Raw genomic sequence first — 21,670 nt, forward strand, 5'->3', positions numbered from 1 at the left:
TTGCTGGCATACGCACTGAAATGGCCACGTGCGGCCTGCAAACGATGGCTGTTCATTTGCCCCATATCAGTCGGGGGGTGCGTAAGGTCTGGCAAAACCTGCGTTTTGTGAAGCAGCTAACCGCCGACGTTTTTCACGTCACCGGCGATGTGCATTATGTCGCCCTCGCTTTACCCGCGTCCCGAACGATACTCACTATTCACGATTGCTTTCTGTTGGAACACAATCGACATCGTCCGCTCCGTTATGCCGTATTCTGGCTGTTCTGGTACTACTTACCCATTTGTCGAGCAGGGGTTGTAACCGCCGTGTCGGAAAAAACCAGGCAGGAACTGATCAACTATGTAGGTCGTGCTGCCCGGCATGTACAGGTCATCCCTAATGGCTATGATCCGGTGTTCACGCCCGTCGACAAACCCTTTTGCCATGCCCGGCCCACGCTGCTTCAGATTGGTACCGCAGCTCATAAAAATGTACCCCGTTTAGTAAAGGCAATTGAGGGAATCTGTTGTACGCTTATTCTGGTCGGCCCGTTATCTGCCGAACTACTGAGGGAACTCGGCCAGCGTGGCATTAGGTACCGGAATTATGTCGCTCTGAGCCGGGCTGACGTCATTCAACTATATGCGAATTGTGACATTGTCACCTTTGTCTCGACCTACGAAGGGTTTGGCCTCCCCATTCTCGAAGCCAATGCCGTTGGACGGGTGGTTCTTACGTCCGATAGGTCGCCCATGCGGGAGGTAGCTGCCGACGCGGCCCATCTGGTTAATCCAACGGATACCGAGGCCATTCGCCAGGGTGTTCTGCGGCTCATTCGGGACGACCGTTACCGCCAGCGTCTATTAGGCAATGGCCTGCAAAACGCCCGGCGATTTACTAGCGCCCTGGCCGTTCAGCGCTATCGGAAAGTATATAATGACGTCAGTTTTACACACGGGTCAACGCCTTCGTTCTCATGAAAATAGTTATGTCAGCCGACTGGTTTTACCCCGCACAGGTAGGCGGTTCGGCCAGTACAATCTACTGGCAGGCAAAGGCCTTAACGACAGAAGGGCATCAGGTATCCATTGTGGCTACTTCGCAGAATATCGACAAATCGATACCGAGAAATCGTTGGCTGTCAATGGACTGTGGCCAGGTTATTTATACGGAAAATCCGCATTTCTATTTGCCTTTCAGACACATTCTGCATGGTTTGAAAGCCATCCGGAAGGCCGATGTCGTGCATGTAAACAGCCTTTTTTATCCCGCTTCGTTTGTTTGGGTTATAACCTGTCGGTTGCACAGGAAACCGGTTGTGTGGTCACCCCACGGCGAATTGAGCCCGGCGGCATTACGGTTTCGACCTTACCTGAAGCGGTGTCTGCTGCTGCTATTTCGGTGCGTAAGCGCAGGGGTGCTGTTTCATGCCACTTCAGTGGATGAGGTGAGGCAGATTCAGCGTCGTTTCGGGGCGCGTGTTCAGGTTGCAAAACTCAGAACAATGATGGAGTTGCCGCTGCCGGTGGTACGCGTGGCCCGGCCTTACCTGCTGTTTATGGGACGATTGCATCCAATAAAAGGTATTGAGCGGCTGCTGGAGGCTCTCGCTGGGTCAGATGTGTTTCTGGAAAGTTCTTATTCGTTGCAAATCGCAGGTCCGGATACCGACGAAGCCTATACCCGTAAACTGAAAGACCAGGTAGACAGGCTGGGCCTTTCGGCAAAGGTATGTTTTGTCGGCGCCGTACGAGGGAAGGTCAAAGAACATATTTATGCCAATGCCCATGTGTTGATCCTGCCATCGCATGCCGAGAACTTTGGTAATGTCGTGATCGAGTCGCTGGCGCAGGGAACCCCTGTTATTGCCTCGACAAATACCCCCTGGCAAGTCCTTGAAACGAAGCAGACCGGCCGTTGGGTCGCGAACGATGCCGAATCGCTCCGGAAGGCCGTCGAGATGTTCCTGACTATGACGTCTGACCACTATGCCGGGTATCGGGACAGAGCTGCGCAACTGGCCCGAATCAATTACACGATACATGCGCATGTATCACTCTGGTCGGACATGTACCAGGCTGCCAACGCACAGCACAAATCTGTATGGTGATGGATTATACGGGGGAGAGTATACTCGTCAGGGTTCGAAAAGTGGCTCGTTATGTAAGGCTGTACGGACTTGCCAGAACGATTGCCAAAGTACGGGCACACTACCACATGAATAGGGTGTACCCTCAAAGGCCGTCGCTCCCGGTACCTGCGGGGCCAACCGAAAGGCATGTTGGGATACTCGGTTGCGGGAAATTCGCCTATGCCAATGTTGCGTATTATGTGCATCGGCATGTTGGAGCGGTTATTCGGGGCGTCATGGACACGGACCCGAACAAAGCAATCTCACTGGCGCAGCGTTACCGGGCAGATTATTACACAACTAACGCCGATGATGTACTGAATGACCCGCACATCGACCTGATTTACATTGTCTCGAATCATGCGTCACATGCCGAATACGCCATTGCTGCCATTCGGAAAGGCAAAGCCGTTCATATTGAAAAGCCGCCTGTAGTCAATGCCGATCAGTTGATTCGACTTTGTGTCGCCATTGACGAGAATAACGGGTGCGTTCGATTGGGTTTCAACCGACCCAAAAGCCCTCTGGGTCTGCTGCTAAAACAGCAAATGGACGCTCAGACAGGTTCGGCTATGATCAACTGGTTTGTTGCGGGCCACGCCATTACCCCCGGCCATTGGTATTTCGCGGAGGAAGAGGGTGGACGAATTTTGGGAAATCTGTGCCACTGGATTGACTTTACATTACGGCTGATACCAGCCGCCAGCCGCTACCCCGTTCAGATTATCCCGACGCGTGCCCAGCGGTCCGATTGCGACATTAGTGTGTCTTATCTGTTTGGTGATGGCTCCATCGCAACTATCACTTTTTCGGCGAAAGGGCACACGTTTGAGGGGGTTCGGGAAACGGTGAATGTCCATAAAGGGAACCTGCTGGCCCAATTGACCGACTTTCAGCGTTTACGGCTGGACATTGGCCCTGTTGTGCGTCATAGGCAATTGTGGTTTCGGGATCACGGACACCGGCAATCTATTCTCGATAGTTACTTAATGCGGGGGGATAAGTCAAAGCAGGAAACGGTGGCAATGATCCGGGAGACGGGCTGGCTCATGCTCAAAACCAGGGAAGCGCTGGAGACAACGACGGTAATTACCGTGACGGCCAATTTTTCGCGATAAACCGCGTGACCCCCACACCATGAAGATTATCAGTGTCATTGGCACCCGGCCTAATTTTGTGAAAGTGGCTCCGCTGCACCGTGCCCTGCTGACAAAACCGGGCGTTGTTCCGAAACTCGTTCATACGGGTCAACATTACGACGGTCAGTTAAACGACGTTTTTGTTCGGCAACTCAATCTGCCTCCACCAGACTACTGTCTGGATGTTGCTGCCGGAACCATACCCCAACAGACGGCCGACATAATCCGGAAATTCGAAGGGGTACTCCGGGCTGAACAGCCCGATTGGGTGCTGGTTGTAGGCGACGTGACGAGTACGCTGGCCTGTGCGCTCACGGCCATTCAACTGGGAGTTCAGGTGGCTCATGTAGAAGCCGGTCTGCGCTCCGGCGACCGGGAAATGCCCGAAGAAATCAACCGGATACTGGTCGATTCCATGGCCGATTTACTTTTCGTGACGGAACAGGCCGGGCTCGATAATCTGCTTCGAGAGGGTATTCCAGCCCATAAAATACATTTGGTTGGTAACGTGATGATCGACTCGCTGGTGGAGTATCGCCAAAAAGCCAGTTCGTTGAATACCGTTGGCACACTCGGCCTGATGCCCAAACGGTACGCCCTACTGACCATGCACCGCCCGGCCAATGTCGATACCGAAGCTGGGTTGAACCGGCTCTTTTACCTGATTAAACAAACGGCGCAGCACCTGATAGTAGTGTTTCCTGTTCATCCGAGAACCCACGCCAATCTGGAAAAATTTGGCCTGATGACTGAGTTAATGGCTTTTGAAAACGTCTGGCTACTTGCTCCTCAGGGGTATCTGGAATTCCTGAACTTGATGGAGCAGGCGGCCGTTGTCGTCACCGATTCGGGCGGCATCCAGGAGGAAACGACCTACCTGAACGTACCCTGCCTAACCTTCCGGACCTCAACCGAGCGCCCCGTGACCATCGAGTTGGGTACCAATCAGTTGGTGGCCGACTTAAACCCCGTAACTGTCGGCCAAAAAGTGGCGGTTATCCTGAATGGCCGGGTCAAACCGGGTCGGGTGCCCCCATTATGGGATAGTAAAACCGCTACCCGAATCGTGAACATACTAACTGCCGCCGGTCAGGTAATGCCATGAAACAACTCATCCAGAATCTTAAAACCGGGGCTGTTCAGCTGGAAGAAATACCCACTCCCCAGGTTAGCCGGGGGCAGGTACTGATTCAGACGCGCCGGTCGCTGGTGTCACTCGGCACGGAGCGGATGCTGGTTGAGTTTGGCCGGGCCAGTCTGATCAACAAAGCGCGTCAGCAACCCGACCGGGTGAAGCAGGTGATCGAGAAGATACAGTCGGATGGCCTTCTGCCCACGCTGGAGGCCGTATGTCGTAAACTCAATGAGCCGCTGCCGCTTGGTTACTGCAACGTAGGAACGGTACTGGCCGTGGGCGATGGGGTTACTGACCTGAAAATTGGCGACCGGGTTGTGTCGAATGGTCACCATGCGGAAGTGGTTTGTGTACCCCGTAATCTGGTCGCCTTAATTCCGGCGGAGGTGAGCGACGACGAGGCTGCGTTTACCGTTGTCGGGGCCATTGGTCTACAAAGTATCCGGCTGCTGGCCCCAACCTTGGGCGAAACCGTGGTTGTCGTTGGCCTCGGGCTACTTGGTCAGTTAACGGCCGAACTACTACGTATCAACGGTTGCCGGGTGATCGGGGTAGACATCAATGAAACCAAATGCAGGTTGGCTGCCCGAAGCTGCGTAGCCGTTATCAACCCTGCACATGGTACCGACCCGGTTAGCGCGGTGCTGGCGTTGACGAATGGAGCCGGGGCCGACGGGGTTATTATTGCCGCTTCGGCCCCGGCTGATCAGTTGCTTTCGCAGGCGGCACGGATGAGCCGGAAACGGGGGAAAATCATCCTCTCCGGTGTCGTGGACCTGGCGATAAAGCGGGCTGATTTTTATGAAAAGGAGCTGTCGTTTCAGGTGTCATGCGCCTACGGCCCCGGTCGCTACGAGGCCGATTACGAGCAGCGAGGGCAGGACTATCCCCTGGCTCATGTACGCTGGACCGCCAACCGAAACTTTCAGGCCATTCTGCAGGTACTGGTTACGGGGCAGTTGCAGGTAAAGCCCTACATCACCCAAACGGTACCCCTGATTGAATACGATAAAATCTATGGCTGCCTTGATTCGTCGGAGCAGATTGCGGCTTTGCTGACCTATCCTGACCAACTGGCGTTGCCATCGGTGCGTATACTGCGGCCTTACCTGCATGAACCGGGTAGGGCAACGGTGGGCATTATCGGGGCCGGAAACTTTACGGGTGCGGTGCTATTACCCGTCCTGAAAGCCGCCGGTGCCGATCTGAGAGTCATTGCCAGTGCTGGCGGGCTACGGTCGACGTTGCTTGCCCGGAAATTCAACATACCGTTAAGTACCACCGATTGCCGTCAGGTTCTGAACGATCCGGCCATTGACCTGTGCATCATTACCACTCGCCACGACAGCCATGCTCAGCTGGCTCTGGAAGCCCTGCAGGCCGGTAAGCATGTATTTGTGGAGAAACCACTGGCTATTTATGCGGATGAACTCACCCGCCTGATTGAGCAGCAGCAAGCATCAGGCCGGATTTTGATGGTTGGATTTAATCGACGGTTCTCGCCTTTTGTTCAGAGAATGAAAGCCCTGCTGGGTGGAGAACGTGCTGGTACCATACCCATGAATATCGTCGTGACGGTCAATGCGGGGGCTGTTCCGGCTACCTCTTGGTTGCATGACCGCAACAGTGGAGGTGGGCGGATTTTGAGCGAAGCCTGTCATTTTGTTGACCTAATCAGCTTTCTGGCAGGTAGTTCAATCAATAGCGTATGCCTCAACGCCATGGGCTCGCAACCGTCAGAAACGAGCGATTCGGCATCTATGCTGCTACGGCTGTCCAATGGGTCAACGGGCGTAGTCAATTACTTCAGCAATGGCAGTAAAGCTTATTCCAAAGAGCGCGTGGAGGTGTACGCACAAGGGCAAACGCTGGTGCTTGATAACTTTAGGTCGCTGACGGGCTACGGCGTTAAAGGCTTTCGCCGGCTGGTGGGTCGGCAAAACAAAGGCCATACTGAACTGATAAAGCACCTGATTGGCGCGCTACGAAGCGGTCAAAGCGGTGATGCCGCCCCTGAAAGCGCCGGGGTAAGCCTGATCCCGTTTGCGGAGATTATCAATACAACCCAGACTATGTTAGCCGCTTTGGAAAGCCTGCATGAGAATCGTTTCGTCGATGTTGTTGGTATGGGCGTGTCCCGACCAACCCCTTTATCGACCCATTAGCTATGAGTAAACTAGGCTTGGTCTGGCGAACGGTGCGTCACCTGACGATGCGGCAGCTCGTTTTTCAGGTGCTGGTTCGTATCCGTACTCGTCCGCGGCTGCGTTTCCCGAAAATCACTCCAGCAACTTATTCCCTGACCGTGCCTGACGCTGCTAAACCGGTAACCTACAGGGCAGGGGTATTCACGCTGTTGAATCGTACGTATGAGCCGGAAACCGGTGCCATTGACTGGAGCGGGCAGCATTCGGAGGTCGCCGGGTATCGCAAACTCTGGACATACCATCTCAACTATTTCGATTTCCTGAATCAGCCGGGCTTGTTGCCGGAGACGGGTCTTGCGTTGATCCATGACTTTATCTACCAACCCGGCTCGTTGCGGGACGGACTGGAGCCGTATCCTACCTCACTGCGGATTATGAACTGGATTCAGTTCCTGAGCCGTCATCAGCTTCAGAATAAGGTCATCAGTCGGCATTTAGCGGCTCAGATTGAGCTGGTGAGTCGTCGGGTGGAGTATCACATTGGTGGAAATCATCTGCTCGAAAATGGGTTTTCGTTGCTGATGGGAGCTTTGTATTATCGAAACAAGCAGTGGTTCTCGAAAGGGTCGGCGCTTGTTCAGGCTGAATTACAGACGCAAATTCTGGCCGATGGCGGGCATTACGAGCGCAGCCCCATGTACCATCAAGTACTACTCGATCAGTTATTGACCGTTCTGCTGGCGTTACAGGCTGACGACTGGCATCGAGGCCAAAACGCGACCTTCGCTGACTTTCTGGCCGGGAAAGCTCATCAAATGAGTTGCTGGCTTGATCGTATCACGTTCTGTAACGGCGACGTTCCGATGGTCAATGATTCGGCGTTTGGGATTGCTCCTGCAACCAACCAGCTACGAAAAAAAGCTGCCAGTCTTTGGCCCGTGACGCATAAATGCAGGATGGAGACGGGGCATTCCGGGAAACAAAAATCGACGGATACTGGCTACCGGATGTTTCGGCAGGATCGCTATGAACTTTTCGTGGACGTTGGTTCCGTTGGTCCATCTGAGCAGCCCGGTCATGCTCATGCCGACACCTTCTCCTTTGTCCTGTATGCCGATGGTGTGCCGCTGATCGTGGATAGTGGCACATCGACGTATGAGCCGGGGCCACGTCGGGCATGGGAGCGAAGCACGGCGGCTCATAATACCGTTGAGGTAAATGGAGTTAACTCATCCGAAGTCTGGGCGAACTTCCGGGTAGGCCGACGGGCGCGGGTAACAATTCTGGACGATACCTCTGACCAACTCACCGCCCGGCATGATGGGTACCGGCACCTTGGACTGACTCACGAACGGGCGTGGCTAATAGAGCCGACCGGCATTACCATTACCGATCAACTGGTAAGGGTTCGAAACCGACCTAACGAAGTGCCCACTGGGGTAGCCCGGTTTCATGTTCATCCGGCGGCTACCGTACAGATTGCGGGTCAAACCGTAAGTGTAGACGGCTGGACGTTTGCGTTTGTATCGGAGGCTGAACGACTCGTAACGCTGGAAAGCTACGCGATGGCAGAGGGATTTAATCAGTTGCACCCTGGCTACTGCATCCGGGTCGACTTTCGCGGGAATTTGAAAACTACCCTTACCCTTCTCCAATGACTATTCTGTTGCTAACCTTCTATTTCGAACCCGATACTGGTCCGGGAGCCTTCCGGACAACGGCGCTGGTGCGTGAACTGGCTCGTCAACTCCCTGCCGAAAGTACCGTTCATGTCATGACAACGCACCCTAACCGGTATGCCTCCTACAAGCCACCCGCTGCCGACCGGGAAGAGTGGACGGACGGCAACTGCCCGGTAACAATCCATCGCGTTCAGACACCCGCGCACAACAGTGGTCAATTGGGACAGATACGCTCGTTTATGGTCTATTACCGGGCTGTCCACCGGCACACGCGCCGGAAAAAATACGACCTTATTGTGGCGTCATCGTCCCGTCTCTTCACGGCCTTTCTGGCGGCACGGGTAGCCCGTAAACACCGGTTACCTCTGTTTCTGGACATTCGCGACCTATTCCGAGAAGCCATGCTGGATACGATTAGGGGATCGTTGGCAACTGTACTGCTGAACCCGTTGCTGCAAGCGGTTGAGCAGTACACGTTCAGGACGGCCAGGCATATAAACCTGGTTTCGGAGGGTTTTCGTCCTTATTTCAATCCTTATCCCAATGCAACCTACAGTTATTTTACGAATGGAATCGATACCGTTTTCCTGACGGAACTGGCTACTAAGCCGGGGCCGGTACCCCAACCCCGGTTGATACTCTATGTGGGTAATATTGGCGAGGGACAGGGGCTTCATAAAGTTGTTCCGCAGGCGGCCCGTAAGCTGGGTGCGGATTATCGCTTTCTGATCATTGGCAATGGCGGAGCCCGTCACAAGCTGGAAGTCGCTATTCGTCGGGAAGGAATCGATACGGTCGAGCTACGCGACACTGTTAATCGGGAGGCTTTACTGGAGCCTTTTCGCCGGGCCGATTACCTGTTCCTGCACCTCAATGACCTGGAAGCCTACAAACGAGTGCTGCCATCGAAGTTGTTCGAGTATGGTGCCACCAACAAACCTATTATTGCAGGCGTTGCCGGATATGCGGCCTCGTTCATCCGCGAATATCTGACAAATTGTATTGTGTTTGAACCCGGCAATGTGGATGAACTGGTTTGGCAACTACACAAAACACCGTATTATATCCAAACCAGAGCGGAGTTCAGAACAAAATTTCAGCGCAGTACCATCAGCCGGGCTATGGCAGCCGAAATTCTGAAAACCGCGGAACAGCCAGATCGACATCTGGTTTAACGTACGCCTATGAGTCTTACCGGTTCTTTTTTGCTGACGATAGCACTGGTTCTAATCGAGTGGCTTTATGTGCGGCTGGCTCGTCGGTATGCGTTTTTCGAGAAGCTCAATGAGCGCAGTATGCACCAGCACCCAACGACAGTCCGCGCCGGTGGATTTATCTTTTACCTGGCTGCGCTGGCTGCTGTCTGGCAACACGATTCTCTTGTTTGTTTCTGCCTTGGGTTGACAAGTTTGGCACTTGTAAGCTTTTGGGACGATTGGGCCGACCTGCCCAAACGTTATCGACTCGCTGTGCAACTACTGGCAGTGGGGTTGCTGCTTGGTCAACAGGGCCTACTGGTTAGTCACTGGTATATCGCCGTTGCGTTACTGGTTGCGGGCGTTGGGCTGCTGAATGCGTACAATTTTATGGATGGCATCAATGGCATGACCGCCTTTTGCAGCCTTGTTGCCATTGGTACGCTCTGGTTTGTAGAAGGGGAGCTCCTAGGTACAACGAATGCCCTATTCCCTTGCGTGCTGATCGCCCTGCTTGTGTTTTGTTATGTAAATGCCCGACCGCAGGCCATTTGCTTCGCGGGCGATGTTGGGAGTGTTTCAATGGGGTTTATTGTGCTGTACGGTATCGTGGACTGCGTTAGCCGCAGTCATTCCTGGCTGCCTGTGCTGTTCATCGCTGTATACGGCCTGGATAGTGGGCTGACAATTCTTTACCGACTTTATCTTGGGCAGAACATTATTCAACCCCACCAGATGCATCTGTATCAGGTACTGGTCAGTGCCCGGCGGTGGTCGCATCTGCGCGTCTCGGCTTTGTACGCGTGCGTTCAGCTTTGTGTTAACGGGCTTGCCATTGTCACGCTGACAAAGCCGCTGATGGATCAGTGGCTGGTGGTCGGCTTGGTTGTGGGATGCTTGGGTGCCGGCTATGTTATGGCCCGAATTCAGCTCGACAAAGACACAAAAAAGCGGGTTGGCTTCGAAAAGCCAACCCGCTTGTAGTACCGCTCCAGCGATATTACATCACTTTACGCTCTTGCCGATGGCGATGAGGTTTTCGGGTGTTTGAAGTCCCAGTACTTTTTTCAGGACTTTACCATTGCCGTCAATGAACAGCAGGGTTGGATACGCTTCCAGCGGATATACCTGCGAGAGGGCCGGTCCTTCGCCTTTTTCCATATCCATTTTCACGTTAATGAATTTGCCGTTGTAGAACTCGCCAACGGCCTTTTTTGTAAATACGTTTTTCTGCAACAGTTTACAGGGACCGCACCAGCTGGCGTAAGCATCCAGAAAAATCACTTTTTTCTCTGCTTTTGCCTTCTTCAGAATGTCTTTCCAGGAAGCCTCCGTAAACTGAATTCCTTCGGTGTCGTCAGCCGGGGCACGTTTGCCGACTTTGGCAGGACGGGGTTCGGATGAGTTTAGAGCAGCGCTGGTTGGTACAGAATGGATTCCCACCAGCAGGATTGCCAGTAGCCAAATTACTTTTTTCATAGTCGAACCGGTGTACCGGTAGTCTTTTTGGTTTTCGGGATGATAACGAACGAACGGACGAATTTCGTTTCCGTCGGTGGGTCGTTTTATAGAACATAGTTAGCTTATAGCAGAGCAAATTACAAATCATGTGCCATTCTCCTTAATCTTTCCGAACTTTGCGGCCGTTTTAGTCAATAACATCATGCCAGTTAAGCAAGCCGAATTCTTTGTCAGCAACTCCGACCCAGCCAAGTGCCCCAAGCCCGACCGGCCCGAGTATGCGTTTATTGGTCGCTCAAACGTCGGTAAATCATCGCTGATCAACATGCTGACCAGCCGCTCATCGTTGGCCAAAATATCGGGCAAGCCCGGTAAGACTCAGTTGATCAACCATTTCATTATTGACAACGAGTGGTATCTGGTCGACTTGCCCGGTTACGGGTATGCGCAGGTCAGCAAAACCGAGCGTGAGAAGTTTGCGGCTCTTATTGATGGGTACCTCACGAGTCGGCCCAACCTGCTGTGCATATTTGTACTGGTCGATTCGCGCATTGCTCCTCAGAAACTAGACCTTGATTTTATGGCCAATTTGGGCGAAAGGGGCTTGCCGTTCGTCATCGTCTTTACAAAAACGGAAAAACTGGGCCCGACTAAACTCCAGACTACTCTCGAAACGTATCGAGATCGATTACTTGAAGACTGGGAAGAAGCTCCTCAGTTTTTTGTAACCTCGGCGGTCACAGCGGCTGGTCGCGAAGATATTCTATCCTTCATTCGCCCGCTTAATGAACGTTATAAGAAATAAGTGAAAGATAAAATAGCGGGAATTTTCAGAGCGGGAAGCCTGATGGGCTTTATAGGCGCTCTTTCATTCTTTCGCTCTTTAGTAAGGCAATACTCGCAGCAAAACACACGTTACCAATTTACAAAGTCTCTCTATGGAACCATTAAAACAGATTGCCAATGTGGCTGGCTACAGCGGCCTTTACCGAATTCTGAAACCCGGACGGGCCGGTGTAATTGTTGAGTCATTAGACGAAAAGAAAGCGAAAACCATGATGGGGCCAACGGCTCGGGTATCAGTGTTGAGCGATATTTCGATTTATGTTGATGACGATAGTGAAGAACAATCCATCGCGCTGGGTCAGGTTTTACTGGCAATCAATGAAAAATACGGCGATACGCTAACGGTCGATCCGAAGGGCTCGAACAACGAATTAGCGGATTTTATGGCGTCTGTTGTGCCTGCGTACGACCGTGAGCGCGTTCGGACTACCGACATTAAGAAACTGATTACCTGGTACAGTATCCTGCGTCAGTATGCCCCGGAGGTTTTTGAGGTGGTTGCTGATGCGCCTGCTGACGAAACGACCGTCGAAGAGGCACCAGTAGCCGAAGAAACTCCGGTAATAAATGAAGCGCCTGCCGAAGAAGCGTCGGTTGCCCAGGAAAAGAAAGCGTCTAAATCGCAAAAAGCCTAAACATACGTTTACCAGATGGGTTAGTAACCCAGGTAAGACGAATAAAATTCTTCATTTTCAGTGAGAACAGAAAAGCCGCGATGACCATTGGTTTCGCGGCTTTTTAGTTGCTGATTGGTGAAGTAAGTGAAGTAGTGGCGTGAGTGAAATGGTTGGTCTGACTCTATTTCACTCACGCCACTACTCCACGAATTTACTAATCTACCGTACTCAGTTTCACCGTATTTGTCCGGCGGGCCTGAGTAAGGGGCATACTGAGCGTATTGATGAAAATATCGCCCGATTCCAGCTGGCCCTGACCAACGAGTGTTTGTTTGATACCTTCTACCGTCTGGTCGATGGTTAAGTTTAGATCTGGCTCGTAAGGTATTACCTGAACGCCCCAATAAAGTCCCAGTGTATTTCGCAGTTGGGCGTCATTGGAGAATACGAACAGATCGGCTTTGGGGCGGTGGTGCGACAGCCGTACCGCTGTGTAGCCGGAGTTGGTAATGCCAATAATGGCTTTTGCTTTCGTATCACGCGCCAGTCGGCAGGCACTCATCACCACGTTGTCGTTGATGACGTTCTCGCTTGGCTGCTCATTTACCTGGGCATGGTAGCGATAGTAAATTTTATCGGTCGATTGCTCAACCTGCCGAATGGTGTTGGCCATGCTCTCAACCGCCAGAACCGGGTATTTACCCGACGCAGTTTCTGCACTCAGCATAACAGCATCTGCGCCATCCATTACTGAGTTGGCAATGTCATTGACTTCCGCGCGCGTAGGACGTGGGGCATCGATCATGCTTTCCAGCATCTGCGTAGCCACAATAACCGGCTTGGCGGCCCGATTGCACTTCTCAACGAGCATCTTCTGAATCATCGGTACCTCTTCGGCCGGCAACTCAACGCCGAGGTCACCGCGGGCTACCATCAGGCCGTCTGTAGCGGCAATGATTTCGTCGATATTCTGAATAGCTTCGGGCTTTTCAATTTTCGCAATAACGCGACTTTTCTTGCCTTTTGACTTAATGTATTCCTTGATTTCGAGGATTTCGGACGCTTCCCGAACAAACGAAAGGGCAATCCATTCGGCATCGTGCTCCAGGCCAAACTCCAGATCAGCCCAGTCTTTTTCGGTAACGGCGGGCATCGATACTTTTGTGTTAGGCAGGTTTACGCCTTTTTTTGACTTCATAGAGCCACCGTAAACGACTTCCGTAACGACATCGGTACCTTCTTTGCGGAGAACGCGCACTTCTAATTTGCCGTCGTCCATCAGAATCCGTTCGCCGGGGTGTACATCGCGGTACATGTTTTTGTACGGGGTACTAACACGCTCGGCGGTACCAATAATGTCGTCGTTAGTGAAGATAAGTTCCTGACCGGCAACGATCGTGACCCCATCTTTATTTTCAACATTACCAATGCGGATCTTTGGCCCCTGCAAATCCTGTAATATGCACAGGTGGAGGTTATGTTCTGCATTTAGCTCGCGGATGCGGGTAAGCCGCATCAGGTGATCTTCGTGGGTGCCGTGGGAGAAATTGAGCCGGAAAACGTTTACACCAGCTTTGGCGAGTGCCAGCAACTGCTCTTTCGTTTCGGAAGCCGGACCAATAGTGGCCACAATCTTGGTTTTCTTTGACATGGGACGGGAAAATTGGGCAAAATCGGCCAGAAGCCGGTGCAAAAATAACCGTATGGGCTGATAAACGGTGGTATTTACTGAAATTTTACAGTAAGAGTAGACGAACTCATAAACAATCCACGTCGGCTACGATACTTACCTGCCGCAATCCTTTATCGGTGAGGATGTCGTTGATGCGATCCTGAATGTACGTTTTCACCGCTTTTATGTTTACTTTATCACGTTCGATCTTGATCAGGATGTCAAACAGGAACTGGTTTCGGATACGCTCGACCAGCGGTTCTTCGGGGCCCAGTACCCGGCTGCTTCCCAGCGCGTCGATTAGTTCGGCGGCCAGTCGTTCGGCGGCCTGGTGACTAATGGCCCGGTCGGTGTGGCGAACGGTTAGCTTGATGAGCCGCGAAAAAGGCGGGTAATTAAAATCCTGCCGTTCCTGAAGTTCTTCGGTATATAACCCTTTGTAGTCGTTGTCGATAACTTTTTGCAGAATCGGCTGCTGTGGATTGCTGGTCTGAATCAACACCGTTCCCTGACGACCCGCCCGCCGACCCGCCCGGCCACTTACTTGGGTAATCATCTGAAACGCCCGTTCGGTAGCGCGGAAATCAGGAAAATGGATAAGCCGGTCGGCGTCGAAAATGCCAACCAGACTAACATTGTCGAAGTCCAGCCCTTTGGTAATCATCTGGGTACCTACCAGAATATCGACCTGCCCGCCCTCAAATTCCTGAATGATCTGCTGATAGGCGTTTTTAGCGCGGGTGGTGTCCAAATCCATGCGCAGCACCCGCGACTGCGGAAAGAAAATCTGGAGTTGGTCTTCCAGCTTCTCTGTACCAAAGCCGATGGTCTTCACCTTGGTAGACCCGCAGGTGGGGCACATACGCGGTACCCCTTCTTTATGGCCGCAATAGTGACACCGCAACTCGGCATCGCGCTGGTGATACGTTAAGCTGACGGCACAGTTGGGACACTCGGCGGTCCAGTCGCAGTCTTCGCATTGCATGTAGGGCGAATACCCCCGGCGGTTCTGGAACAGAATGCTTTGTTCTTTGCGCTCCATGTTGGCTTCCAGTGCGCCCAGCAATACCGATGAGAACTCATTTCTCAGCGTCTTCTGCTTTTTCTCCTGCTGCATGTTCACCAGCATGATGTTGGGCAGGGTAGCCTCACCAAAGCGTTGAAATAATTCTACCAGCCCGTAACGGCCCTGCTTGGCCTGGTAGTACGTTTCGAGTGAGGGCGTGGCCGAACCCAGCAGCACCTTAGCCTGCTGCCAGTGCGCCAGCATAATGGCTACATCGCGGGCGTGGTAGCGCGGAGCCGGGTCATGTTGTTTATAACTGGTTTCGTGTTCTTCATCTACAATAATGAGCCCAAGATTATCGAATGGTAAAAACACCGCCGAGCGCACACCCACTACAAACTGATACTGACCGGAAACAACGCCTTTCCAAACCTCCACGCGTTCGTTATCCGAAAATTTGGAGTGATAAATTCCCATTTTATCCCCGAATACTCGTTGCAGGCGTACAACGATCTGGGTGGTAAGGGCAATTTCGGGGAGGAGATAGAGTACCTGAGAGCCGCTGCCGAGTGCCTGCTGAATCAGGTCGATGTAAACTTCAGTCTTACCGCTGCCGGTGATGCCGTGCAGAAGAACAACGTTATGCTGGTCGAACTGCGCCATGATCTGATTCGAAGCCGTCCGCTGGGCATCGGTTAGCTTAATTTCAGTTTGTAAACCATCGGGTGAACCATTGTCCGAAAAGCGAGGCTGGATAACATCGAACGTTTCGAAAACCTGATTTTTGAGCAGCGTGGCCAGCGACGATTGCGATAGCTCATCGTCCTGGTTTAGAATGGTTTTATCAAGCCCTTTTTCATTCAAGGCTGGTGTGCGCTGCAAGGGAACATGGCTCAGGTACCGCATAACAACCTCCTGCTGTTTGGGCAGTTTTTCGAGCCGTTGCAGTAAAACAAGAAGTTGTTCGCGCTCTTCGTAGGTCCGGTGAAGACGGATCTTTCGAACCATTTTAGGCGTGTATTTTTCCCGGACTTCTTCAAATACGATAATCGCCTTTTTCTCGACCAGCGATTTAATCAGGGCCGCTACATTAACCCCGTCGCCGGCTAAACGCCCTACTTCATCGTACGATAGAGCCGGATGTTTTTTGAGTTCGGTAAGCAGGGTTTCTTCAAATTCAGTGAGCAGTTCAGGGTAGCTGAAATCGGGATTGAACTGCACTTTGGACTGACTGGAAATCTTTAATCCTGATGGAAGGGCTACATTCATGACCTCGCCGATACAGCACATGTAATAGTCTGCAATCCACCTAAAAAGTTCTAACTGGTAGCTTGTAGTTAAAGGGTACTCGTCCAGGGTTTCATTGATGTAACGTGCCTGATAGCCGGTTGGGGGAGTGTTATGCAGCCTTGCCACGATAGCAGTAAAGACTCTGCCGTTTTTTTTGCCGAATGGCACTATAACTCTGGCACCGATTTTTAGCACTTCCGCCATGCCTCTTGGTACCCGGTAGGTGAATAATTTAGGTACGGGAATGGGTAAGATCAAATCGGCGAAGAATGTTACTTCATCACTATCAAATGATGAAAATAACGTAGTAGCTTGGTTTTCCACAATCTAGTCAGGTCGTTCAGTAAAGATACACAGAAAACCTCCAGCCAGTGCCCCTGGAAATAAAACGAACCAGGGGCGATCTCCGCAAAAATTGCTGGTAAAAAGTCCTCGAAGCGCAACCTTTGAGGACTTTTTACTTGTTAGGTCTGTAGCTCAGATATATAGTCCAGTAGACAATCGGGCAGACTTATTACGCTATGCAGACATACGACGTCATTATTGTTGGTGGAGGTCCCTGTGGATTAGCGGCTGGCATCGAAGCGGCTAAAGCGGGACTCAGCCACTTGATTCTGGAAATGGGTAGTTTGACGGAGTCGATCCGTCAGTATCCGCGCCGAATGCGATTTTTCTCGACGGCGGAAAACATTGAAATAGGTGGGTTGCCGTTTGCCATATCGGACGTGAAAGCCGGTCGTGACGAAGCACTCCAATACTACCGCAAAGCAGCAGCCTACTATCACCTCAATTTTGAGTTGTTTCAGGAGGTCTGGCAGGTGCAAAAAGAAGGTGAACTTTTTACGGTGACAACCAAAGCCGGTGCTGCCTATCAGGCCCATAAAGTGATTATGGCAACGGGATACTTTACCCGGCCGCGCTGGCTCAACATACCAGGCGAGAACTTACCCCATGTGTCGCACTATTACGACGAACCGTTCAAGTATTCGTTTACCAATGTTGTTCTCATCGGAGGCTCTAATTCGGCGGTTGAAGCGGCTTTGGAGCTATACCGCCACGATGTAAACATCACCATTGTTCATCGGGGCGACGATTTCCGGAGTACGGTGAAATACTGGCTTGTGCCCGATGTGAAAAATCGGGTGAAGGAAGGGCGGATAAAGACTGCTTTCAATTCGTGCGTGACGCAGGTTGACGAGAAATCGGTAACGATCAATAATCTGAAAACTGGCGAAGAAACGCAATTGCCCGCCGATTTTGTTTTTGTGCTGACGGGCTATATCCCTGATGCTGAACTATTGCGCCGGTGCGGTATTGAGCTGGATGCAGCCACGCAGGTGCCTGTTTATAATAAAGAAACGTTTGAAACCACTGTTCCCGGCCTGTATGTCTGCGGCACAGTTATGGCGGGTATTTTTACAGAGAAGGTCTTTATAGAAAATGGCCGGGAACATGCCCAGGCCATCATCGACCACATTGTGGGTCGTGAGGTACACAAGGTAGCCGAGCTTATTCAACGAATTTAGTAGGTGGCTAGGAAGTGGGTGGAGTATGTGAAAGTAAGTAGAGGAAGAACTGTCTACCCATTTCACATATTCCACCCACTTCACTAATCACCTATTCCACTAATTCGTGAGTTTATTCATCTGGAAAAGCCGTTTAGCGGCAAACCAGCGCCGACGCGATACCGGCAAAACAACGCCCGAACGCAGGTAAACCAGACCACCTTTGTCTGGGTCGTCCCGCTCCATTCGTTCGATGTAGTTTAAGTTGACAATACAGTTGCGGTGTAGCCGAACGAACCACTTAGCTGGTAGCTGAGGTACGTAGTACTTCAATGTGCGCGGCATCAGCATACGCTGGCCATCTTTCCAGTAGAGCCAGCTATAATTGCCGGTGGCTTGTAAATAGATTAAATCCGATACTGGAAAAATGAGTTGCCCCGCTTCCCGGACGTACATTCTGATACCGTCGGTGGGGATTGGCGTTCTTGCATGGGGAGGATAGGGTACCATAATTCGCTATTTTTAAAGTTGGATTAGATTTGGTCTGTCACAGAAAACAAGGACTTCTTCTCTGTGACAGACCAAATCTAATCAGTCAGGTAGCTGAAATATGATTTTTGTTGTCAACAACCGTGAATGGTAGCTGAACGGCGATAAAAAGTAAGTGAATGAATGAAGCAAAACGGTCTTAGCGCCTACTGTTCAAAAGCAGCTCATAATGCTGATCAGTTTTTATTCAACTGTAAACGCATGTGTACCTTGTTTTCGGTTGAATAGCCGGTAGATGATCGGAAAGATCAGCAGCGTCAGGATCGTTGCGGTAATTAAGCCGCCAATCACTACAATGGCTAGTGGCTTCTGCGTTTCCGAGCCAATACCCGTTGAGACAGCCGCCGGCAGCAAACCGATAGCTGCCATAAGGGCTGTCATTACTACCGGCCGAACCCGCGATTTAACGCCTTCCCGGATAGCTTCATCCAGTGGTATTCGGGCCTTACGGTTATTGTTAAAGACCGAAATCAGTATAACGCCGTTCTGCACACAGATGCCAAACAGGGCGATAAAACCTACTCCCGCCGAGATTCCGAAATTCATACCGGTAGCATGCAGGGCCAGAATACCGCCAATAAGCGCAAACGGTACGTTAAGCAACACCAGCCCCGCATCTTTGGCACTTCCGAACAGAATAAACAGAATCACGAAGATGGTCGCCAGGCTGATGGGCACTACCTGGCTGAGTCGGGCGGTGGCCCGAACCTGGTTCTCAAACTCACCCGTCCAGTTAATGCCATACCCTTTGGGGAGGTCTTTTATGGCTTCGTTGACCCGTTGCTGTGCTTCGGCAATGGTACTGCCCAGATCACGCTCCCGCACCGAGAATTTTACTCCAATAAATCGCTTGTTGTTGTCGCGGTATACAAAAGCAGGGCCTGTTATAGCACGCAGGGTAGCAATCTCCCGCAGAGGAATTTTATTGCCCCGCAACGTGGGAACCATCAGTCGCATGATGTCATCTTCCGTACGCCGGTAATCTTCGCCATACCGGACCCGAATGTCGAATTTTCGCTCGCCTTCGTACAGCACAGAAGCCGTTTTACCCCCAATCGCCATCTCGATAACCGATTGCGCATCGGCCGTAGAGACGCCGTATAAAGCCATTTTCCGGTCGTCGAACAGAACGCTGATTTCGGGCTGGCCGATGTTGCGCAGGATACCAACGTCTTTTACGCCCGGCACATCCCGAATGGCACCAATGACTTTATTCGCCATTTTGTCGAGCGTTTCGAGGTCGTCGCCAAAGATCTTGACGGCATTACTGGCGTTCATACCGGCCACAGCTTCGGCCACGTTGTCGATGATGGGCTGCGAGTAATTGTAGTTGATGCCCTGAAACTGCTTGAGCCGACCGTCCATTTCCTCGATGAGTTCGTCGGTGGTGAGCTTGTGGCCGGGTCGACGTTCGGGCCACTCGTCTTTTGGCTTCAGGTTAACCTGCATCTGAACGTAATAAAAACCGGATGGGTCCGTACCATCATTGGACCGGCCTGTTTGAGACAGTACCCCATTTACTTCCGGAAAGTCCATCAGCTTTTGCCGTAACGTACGGACCATGCCCACCGTTTGGTTGAGTGAACTGCTCATCGGAAGTTTAGCCTCTACCCAGAGTGCGCCTTCGTTGAGGGTCGGTAAAAACTCCGATCCCAGCAGGGAAGCTGAAAAAAATGTTACTGCCATGAAGCCAATAGCCGCAATAAGGCTGACTTTCCGGTGAGCAAAGCACCAGGTGAAGCCCGCCATAACAGTCCGGTCGAAGAAGTTGACCAGGGGGTTGTTCTTTTCCCGAACATTCTTTTTCAATAAGATGGAGCAAAGTACCGGCACCAGCGTCAGGGTGAAGAGCAGCGCACCTAACAAGGCAAACCCGAGCGTCCAGGCTAGGGGTGAAAACATTTTACCCTCTACTTTCTGAAACGAGAAGATGGGCAGTAGGGCCGTAATGATAATCAGCTTGGAGAAGAAAACGGCTTTGCCCAACTCGCCCCCCGTCTTTTTGATCAGGCCCAGCTTCGCCATGCGGTTGAACTTGGTCATGCCAACGCGGTGCGCCTGATGATCGAGGGTGACAAATATTCCCTCTACCATCACCACGGCACCATCAACGATAATGCCGAAATCCACCGCACCCATCGACAGCAGGTTAGCCGACATGCCGCGCAGCTTGAGGCACATAAATGCAAACAGCAACGCCAGCGGAATGATGATGGATACGATAACGGTAGTCCGCCAGTCGGCCATGAACAGAAACACGATGACCGTTACCAGAATGATTCCTTCCGTCAGGTTGTGCAGTACGGTACGGGTGCAGAACGAAATGAGGTTATCGCGGTCGTAAAACGTAACCATCTTCACATCCGACGGTAAAATGCGGGTGTTCAGATCCTCGATTTTGGCTTTTACCCGCTCCAGTACCTCGCTTGGGTTCTCGTTTTTTCGCATCACCACGATACCTTCTACCACATCGTCATCTTTATCCAGCCCAACCTGGCCAACGCGCGGCAAGTTCGACTCGGCGACTTCGGCTACATTCTTGATCAGTACCGGGTTTCCCGACAAATCCTCTACAATCAGGTTTTCTATGTCGGCAATGGAGGTAAGCAGACCAATACCCCGAACCACATACGCTTGTCCGTTTCGCTCGATCACATCGCCCCCAACGTTGATGTTGCTGCGGGTAACGGCCTGGTAAACCTCCAGTGGGGTAATGTCGTATTTGGCCAGTTGCGTAGGGTTTACCCGGATTTCGTAGCTTTTTTCCCGTCCGCCAAAGGCGACCACATCGGCTACACCCGCTACGCTTCGGAGTTGGCGGTCAATGACCCAGTTGTGGAGGGTAAGCAGTTCGCGGCTGTCGCGGTTGGGCGACTGGAGGGTAAACCGGAAGATTTCGCCGGTGGGGCCATAAGGAGGCTGCACATCGGGCGATACGCCTTCTGGTAACGAGATCGAACGAAGCTGGTTATTGACCTGCTGCCGGGCAAAGAAGTCCTCTACATCATCCTCGAATATGATCTTGATGATACTTAGTCCGAACATAGTAATGGAACGGACGCTGGTTTTGCGCTGTACGGAGTTCATGCCCACTTCGATAGGTACGGTCACAAATCGCTCAATCTCCTCGGCGGAGCGGCCATTCCACTCCGTCACCACAATGATCTGGGTATTGGTTACGTCCGGGAATGCTTCGAGCGGGGTGGTCATGTAGCTGGCAATACCGGCTATGATCAACGCGATCGTCATGAAGAAGATGAAAAAGCGGTTTTTCAGCGAAAAACCCACTACGTTACGTATAAAAGCGTTCAT

The 21,670-nt window shown here is 51.9% G+C and carries 16 protein-coding genes; 11 read left to right on the forward strand and 5 right to left on the reverse strand.

Features of this window, described 5'->3' with window-relative positions; genetic code table 11:
- Window positions 1–20: 20 nt before the first annotated feature.
- The 8 genes from NT073_RS28375 to NT073_RS28410 are packed head-to-tail and all read left to right on the forward strand — an operon-like array spanning window position 21 to window position 10,396.
- A complete protein-coding gene (locus NT073_RS28375) occupies window positions 21–962 on the forward strand; it encodes a glycosyltransferase family 1 protein (protein WP_297380729.1) in 942 nt (313 codons plus the stop codon).
- Window positions 959–2,092 carry a glycosyltransferase gene (locus NT073_RS28380; protein ID WP_297380731.1) on the forward strand — a complete coding sequence of 378 codons (1,134 nt, stop codon included), beginning with the start codon at window positions 959–961 and terminating at the stop codon, window positions 2,090–2,092. Before NT073_RS28375 ends, NT073_RS28380 begins: the two co-directional genes overlap by 4 nt.
- The gene (locus NT073_RS28385) at window positions 2,086–3,231 is read left to right on the forward strand and encodes a Gfo/Idh/MocA family oxidoreductase (protein ID WP_297380733.1); all 1,146 of its coding nucleotides are present in this window, start codon (window positions 2,086–2,088) and stop codon (window positions 3,229–3,231) included. The genes NT073_RS28380 and NT073_RS28385 overlap by 7 nt, the downstream gene beginning before the upstream one ends.
- 19 nt (window positions 3,232–3,250) lie before the next feature.
- The gene (wecB, locus tag NT073_RS28390; protein WP_297380736.1) at window positions 3,251–4,357 is read left to right on the forward strand and encodes a UDP-N-acetylglucosamine 2-epimerase (non-hydrolyzing); all 1,107 of its coding nucleotides are present in this window, start codon (window positions 3,251–3,253) and stop codon (window positions 4,355–4,357) included.
- Window positions 4,354–6,552, forward strand: coding sequence for a bi-domain-containing oxidoreductase (locus NT073_RS28395; protein WP_297380739.1), 2,199 nt, complete (start codon window positions 4,354–4,356; stop codon window positions 6,550–6,552). Before wecB ends, NT073_RS28395 begins: the two co-directional genes overlap by 4 nt.
- Before the next feature lie 2 nt (window positions 6,553–6,554).
- Window positions 6,555–8,192 carry an alginate lyase family protein gene (locus NT073_RS28400; protein ID WP_297380742.1) on the forward strand — a complete coding sequence of 546 codons (1,638 nt, stop codon included), beginning with the start codon at window positions 6,555–6,557 and terminating at the stop codon, window positions 8,190–8,192.
- Window positions 8,189–9,391, forward strand: coding sequence for a glycosyltransferase family 4 protein (locus NT073_RS28405; protein ID WP_297380746.1), 1,203 nt, complete (start codon window positions 8,189–8,191; stop codon window positions 9,389–9,391). Before NT073_RS28400 ends, NT073_RS28405 begins: the two co-directional genes overlap by 4 nt.
- A gap of 9 nt (window positions 9,392–9,400) precedes the next feature.
- Entirely contained in the window at window positions 9,401–10,396 is a 996-nt protein-coding gene (locus NT073_RS28410) for a hypothetical protein (protein WP_297380748.1), read from the forward strand.
- A gap of 21 nt (window positions 10,397–10,417) precedes the next feature.
- On the opposite strand, the gene NT073_RS28415 is transcribed toward NT073_RS28410, so the two are convergent.
- Entirely contained in the window at window positions 10,418–10,891 is a 474-nt protein-coding gene (locus NT073_RS28415; RefSeq protein WP_297380751.1) for a thioredoxin domain-containing protein, read from the reverse strand.
- Window positions 10,892–11,075: 184 nt separating this feature from the next.
- Between NT073_RS28415 and yihA the strand changes: the two genes are divergently transcribed.
- Together yihA and NT073_RS28425 are read left to right on the forward strand one after the other, a co-directional pair.
- Window positions 11,076–11,678, forward strand: coding sequence for a ribosome biogenesis GTP-binding protein YihA/YsxC (yihA, locus tag NT073_RS28420; RefSeq protein ID WP_297380753.1), 603 nt, complete (start codon window positions 11,076–11,078; stop codon window positions 11,676–11,678).
- 133 nt (window positions 11,679–11,811) lie between these two features.
- On the forward strand, window positions 11,812–12,354 hold the full coding sequence (locus tag NT073_RS28425) for a DUF5606 domain-containing protein (RefSeq protein ID WP_297380756.1): 543 nt from the start codon (window positions 11,812–11,814) through the stop codon (window positions 12,352–12,354).
- A 196-nt stretch (window positions 12,355–12,550) separates the two neighbouring features.
- On the opposite strand, the gene pyk is transcribed toward NT073_RS28425, so the two are convergent.
- Together pyk and priA are read right to left on the reverse strand one after the other, a co-directional pair.
- Window positions 12,551–13,987, reverse strand: coding sequence for a pyruvate kinase (pyk, locus tag NT073_RS28430; RefSeq protein WP_297380759.1), 1,437 nt, complete (start codon window positions 13,985–13,987; stop codon window positions 12,551–12,553).
- A 106-nt stretch (window positions 13,988–14,093) separates the two neighbouring features.
- On the reverse strand, window positions 14,094–16,628 hold the full coding sequence (gene priA, locus NT073_RS28435; protein ID WP_297380761.1) for a primosomal protein N': 2,535 nt from the start codon (window positions 16,626–16,628) through the stop codon (window positions 14,094–14,096).
- A gap of 197 nt (window positions 16,629–16,825) precedes the next feature.
- On the opposite strand from priA, the gene NT073_RS28440 reads away from it, so the two are divergent.
- Window positions 16,826–17,830, forward strand: coding sequence for a YpdA family putative bacillithiol disulfide reductase (locus tag NT073_RS28440; RefSeq protein WP_297380764.1), 1,005 nt, complete (start codon window positions 16,826–16,828; stop codon window positions 17,828–17,830).
- A 99-nt stretch (window positions 17,831–17,929) separates the two neighbouring features.
- Here NT073_RS28440 and NT073_RS28445 read toward each other — a convergent pair whose 3' ends face one another.
- Together NT073_RS28445 and NT073_RS28450 are read right to left on the reverse strand one after the other, a co-directional pair.
- Window positions 17,930–18,319, reverse strand: a complete 390-nt coding sequence (locus NT073_RS28445) for a LytTR family DNA-binding domain-containing protein (RefSeq protein ID WP_297380766.1) — start codon at window positions 18,317–18,319, stop codon at window positions 17,930–17,932.
- A 222-nt stretch (window positions 18,320–18,541) separates the two neighbouring features.
- Window positions 18,542–21,670 carry a CusA/CzcA family heavy metal efflux RND transporter gene (locus tag NT073_RS28450; protein ID WP_297380769.1) on the reverse strand — a complete coding sequence of 1,043 codons (3,129 nt, stop codon included), beginning with the start codon at window positions 21,668–21,670 and terminating at the stop codon, window positions 18,542–18,544.

It is taken from the genome of Spirosoma sp., assembly GCF_026391055.1.
In the GTDB taxonomy this organism is placed as follows: Bacteria; Bacteroidota; Bacteroidia; order Cytophagales; family Spirosomataceae; genus Spirosoma.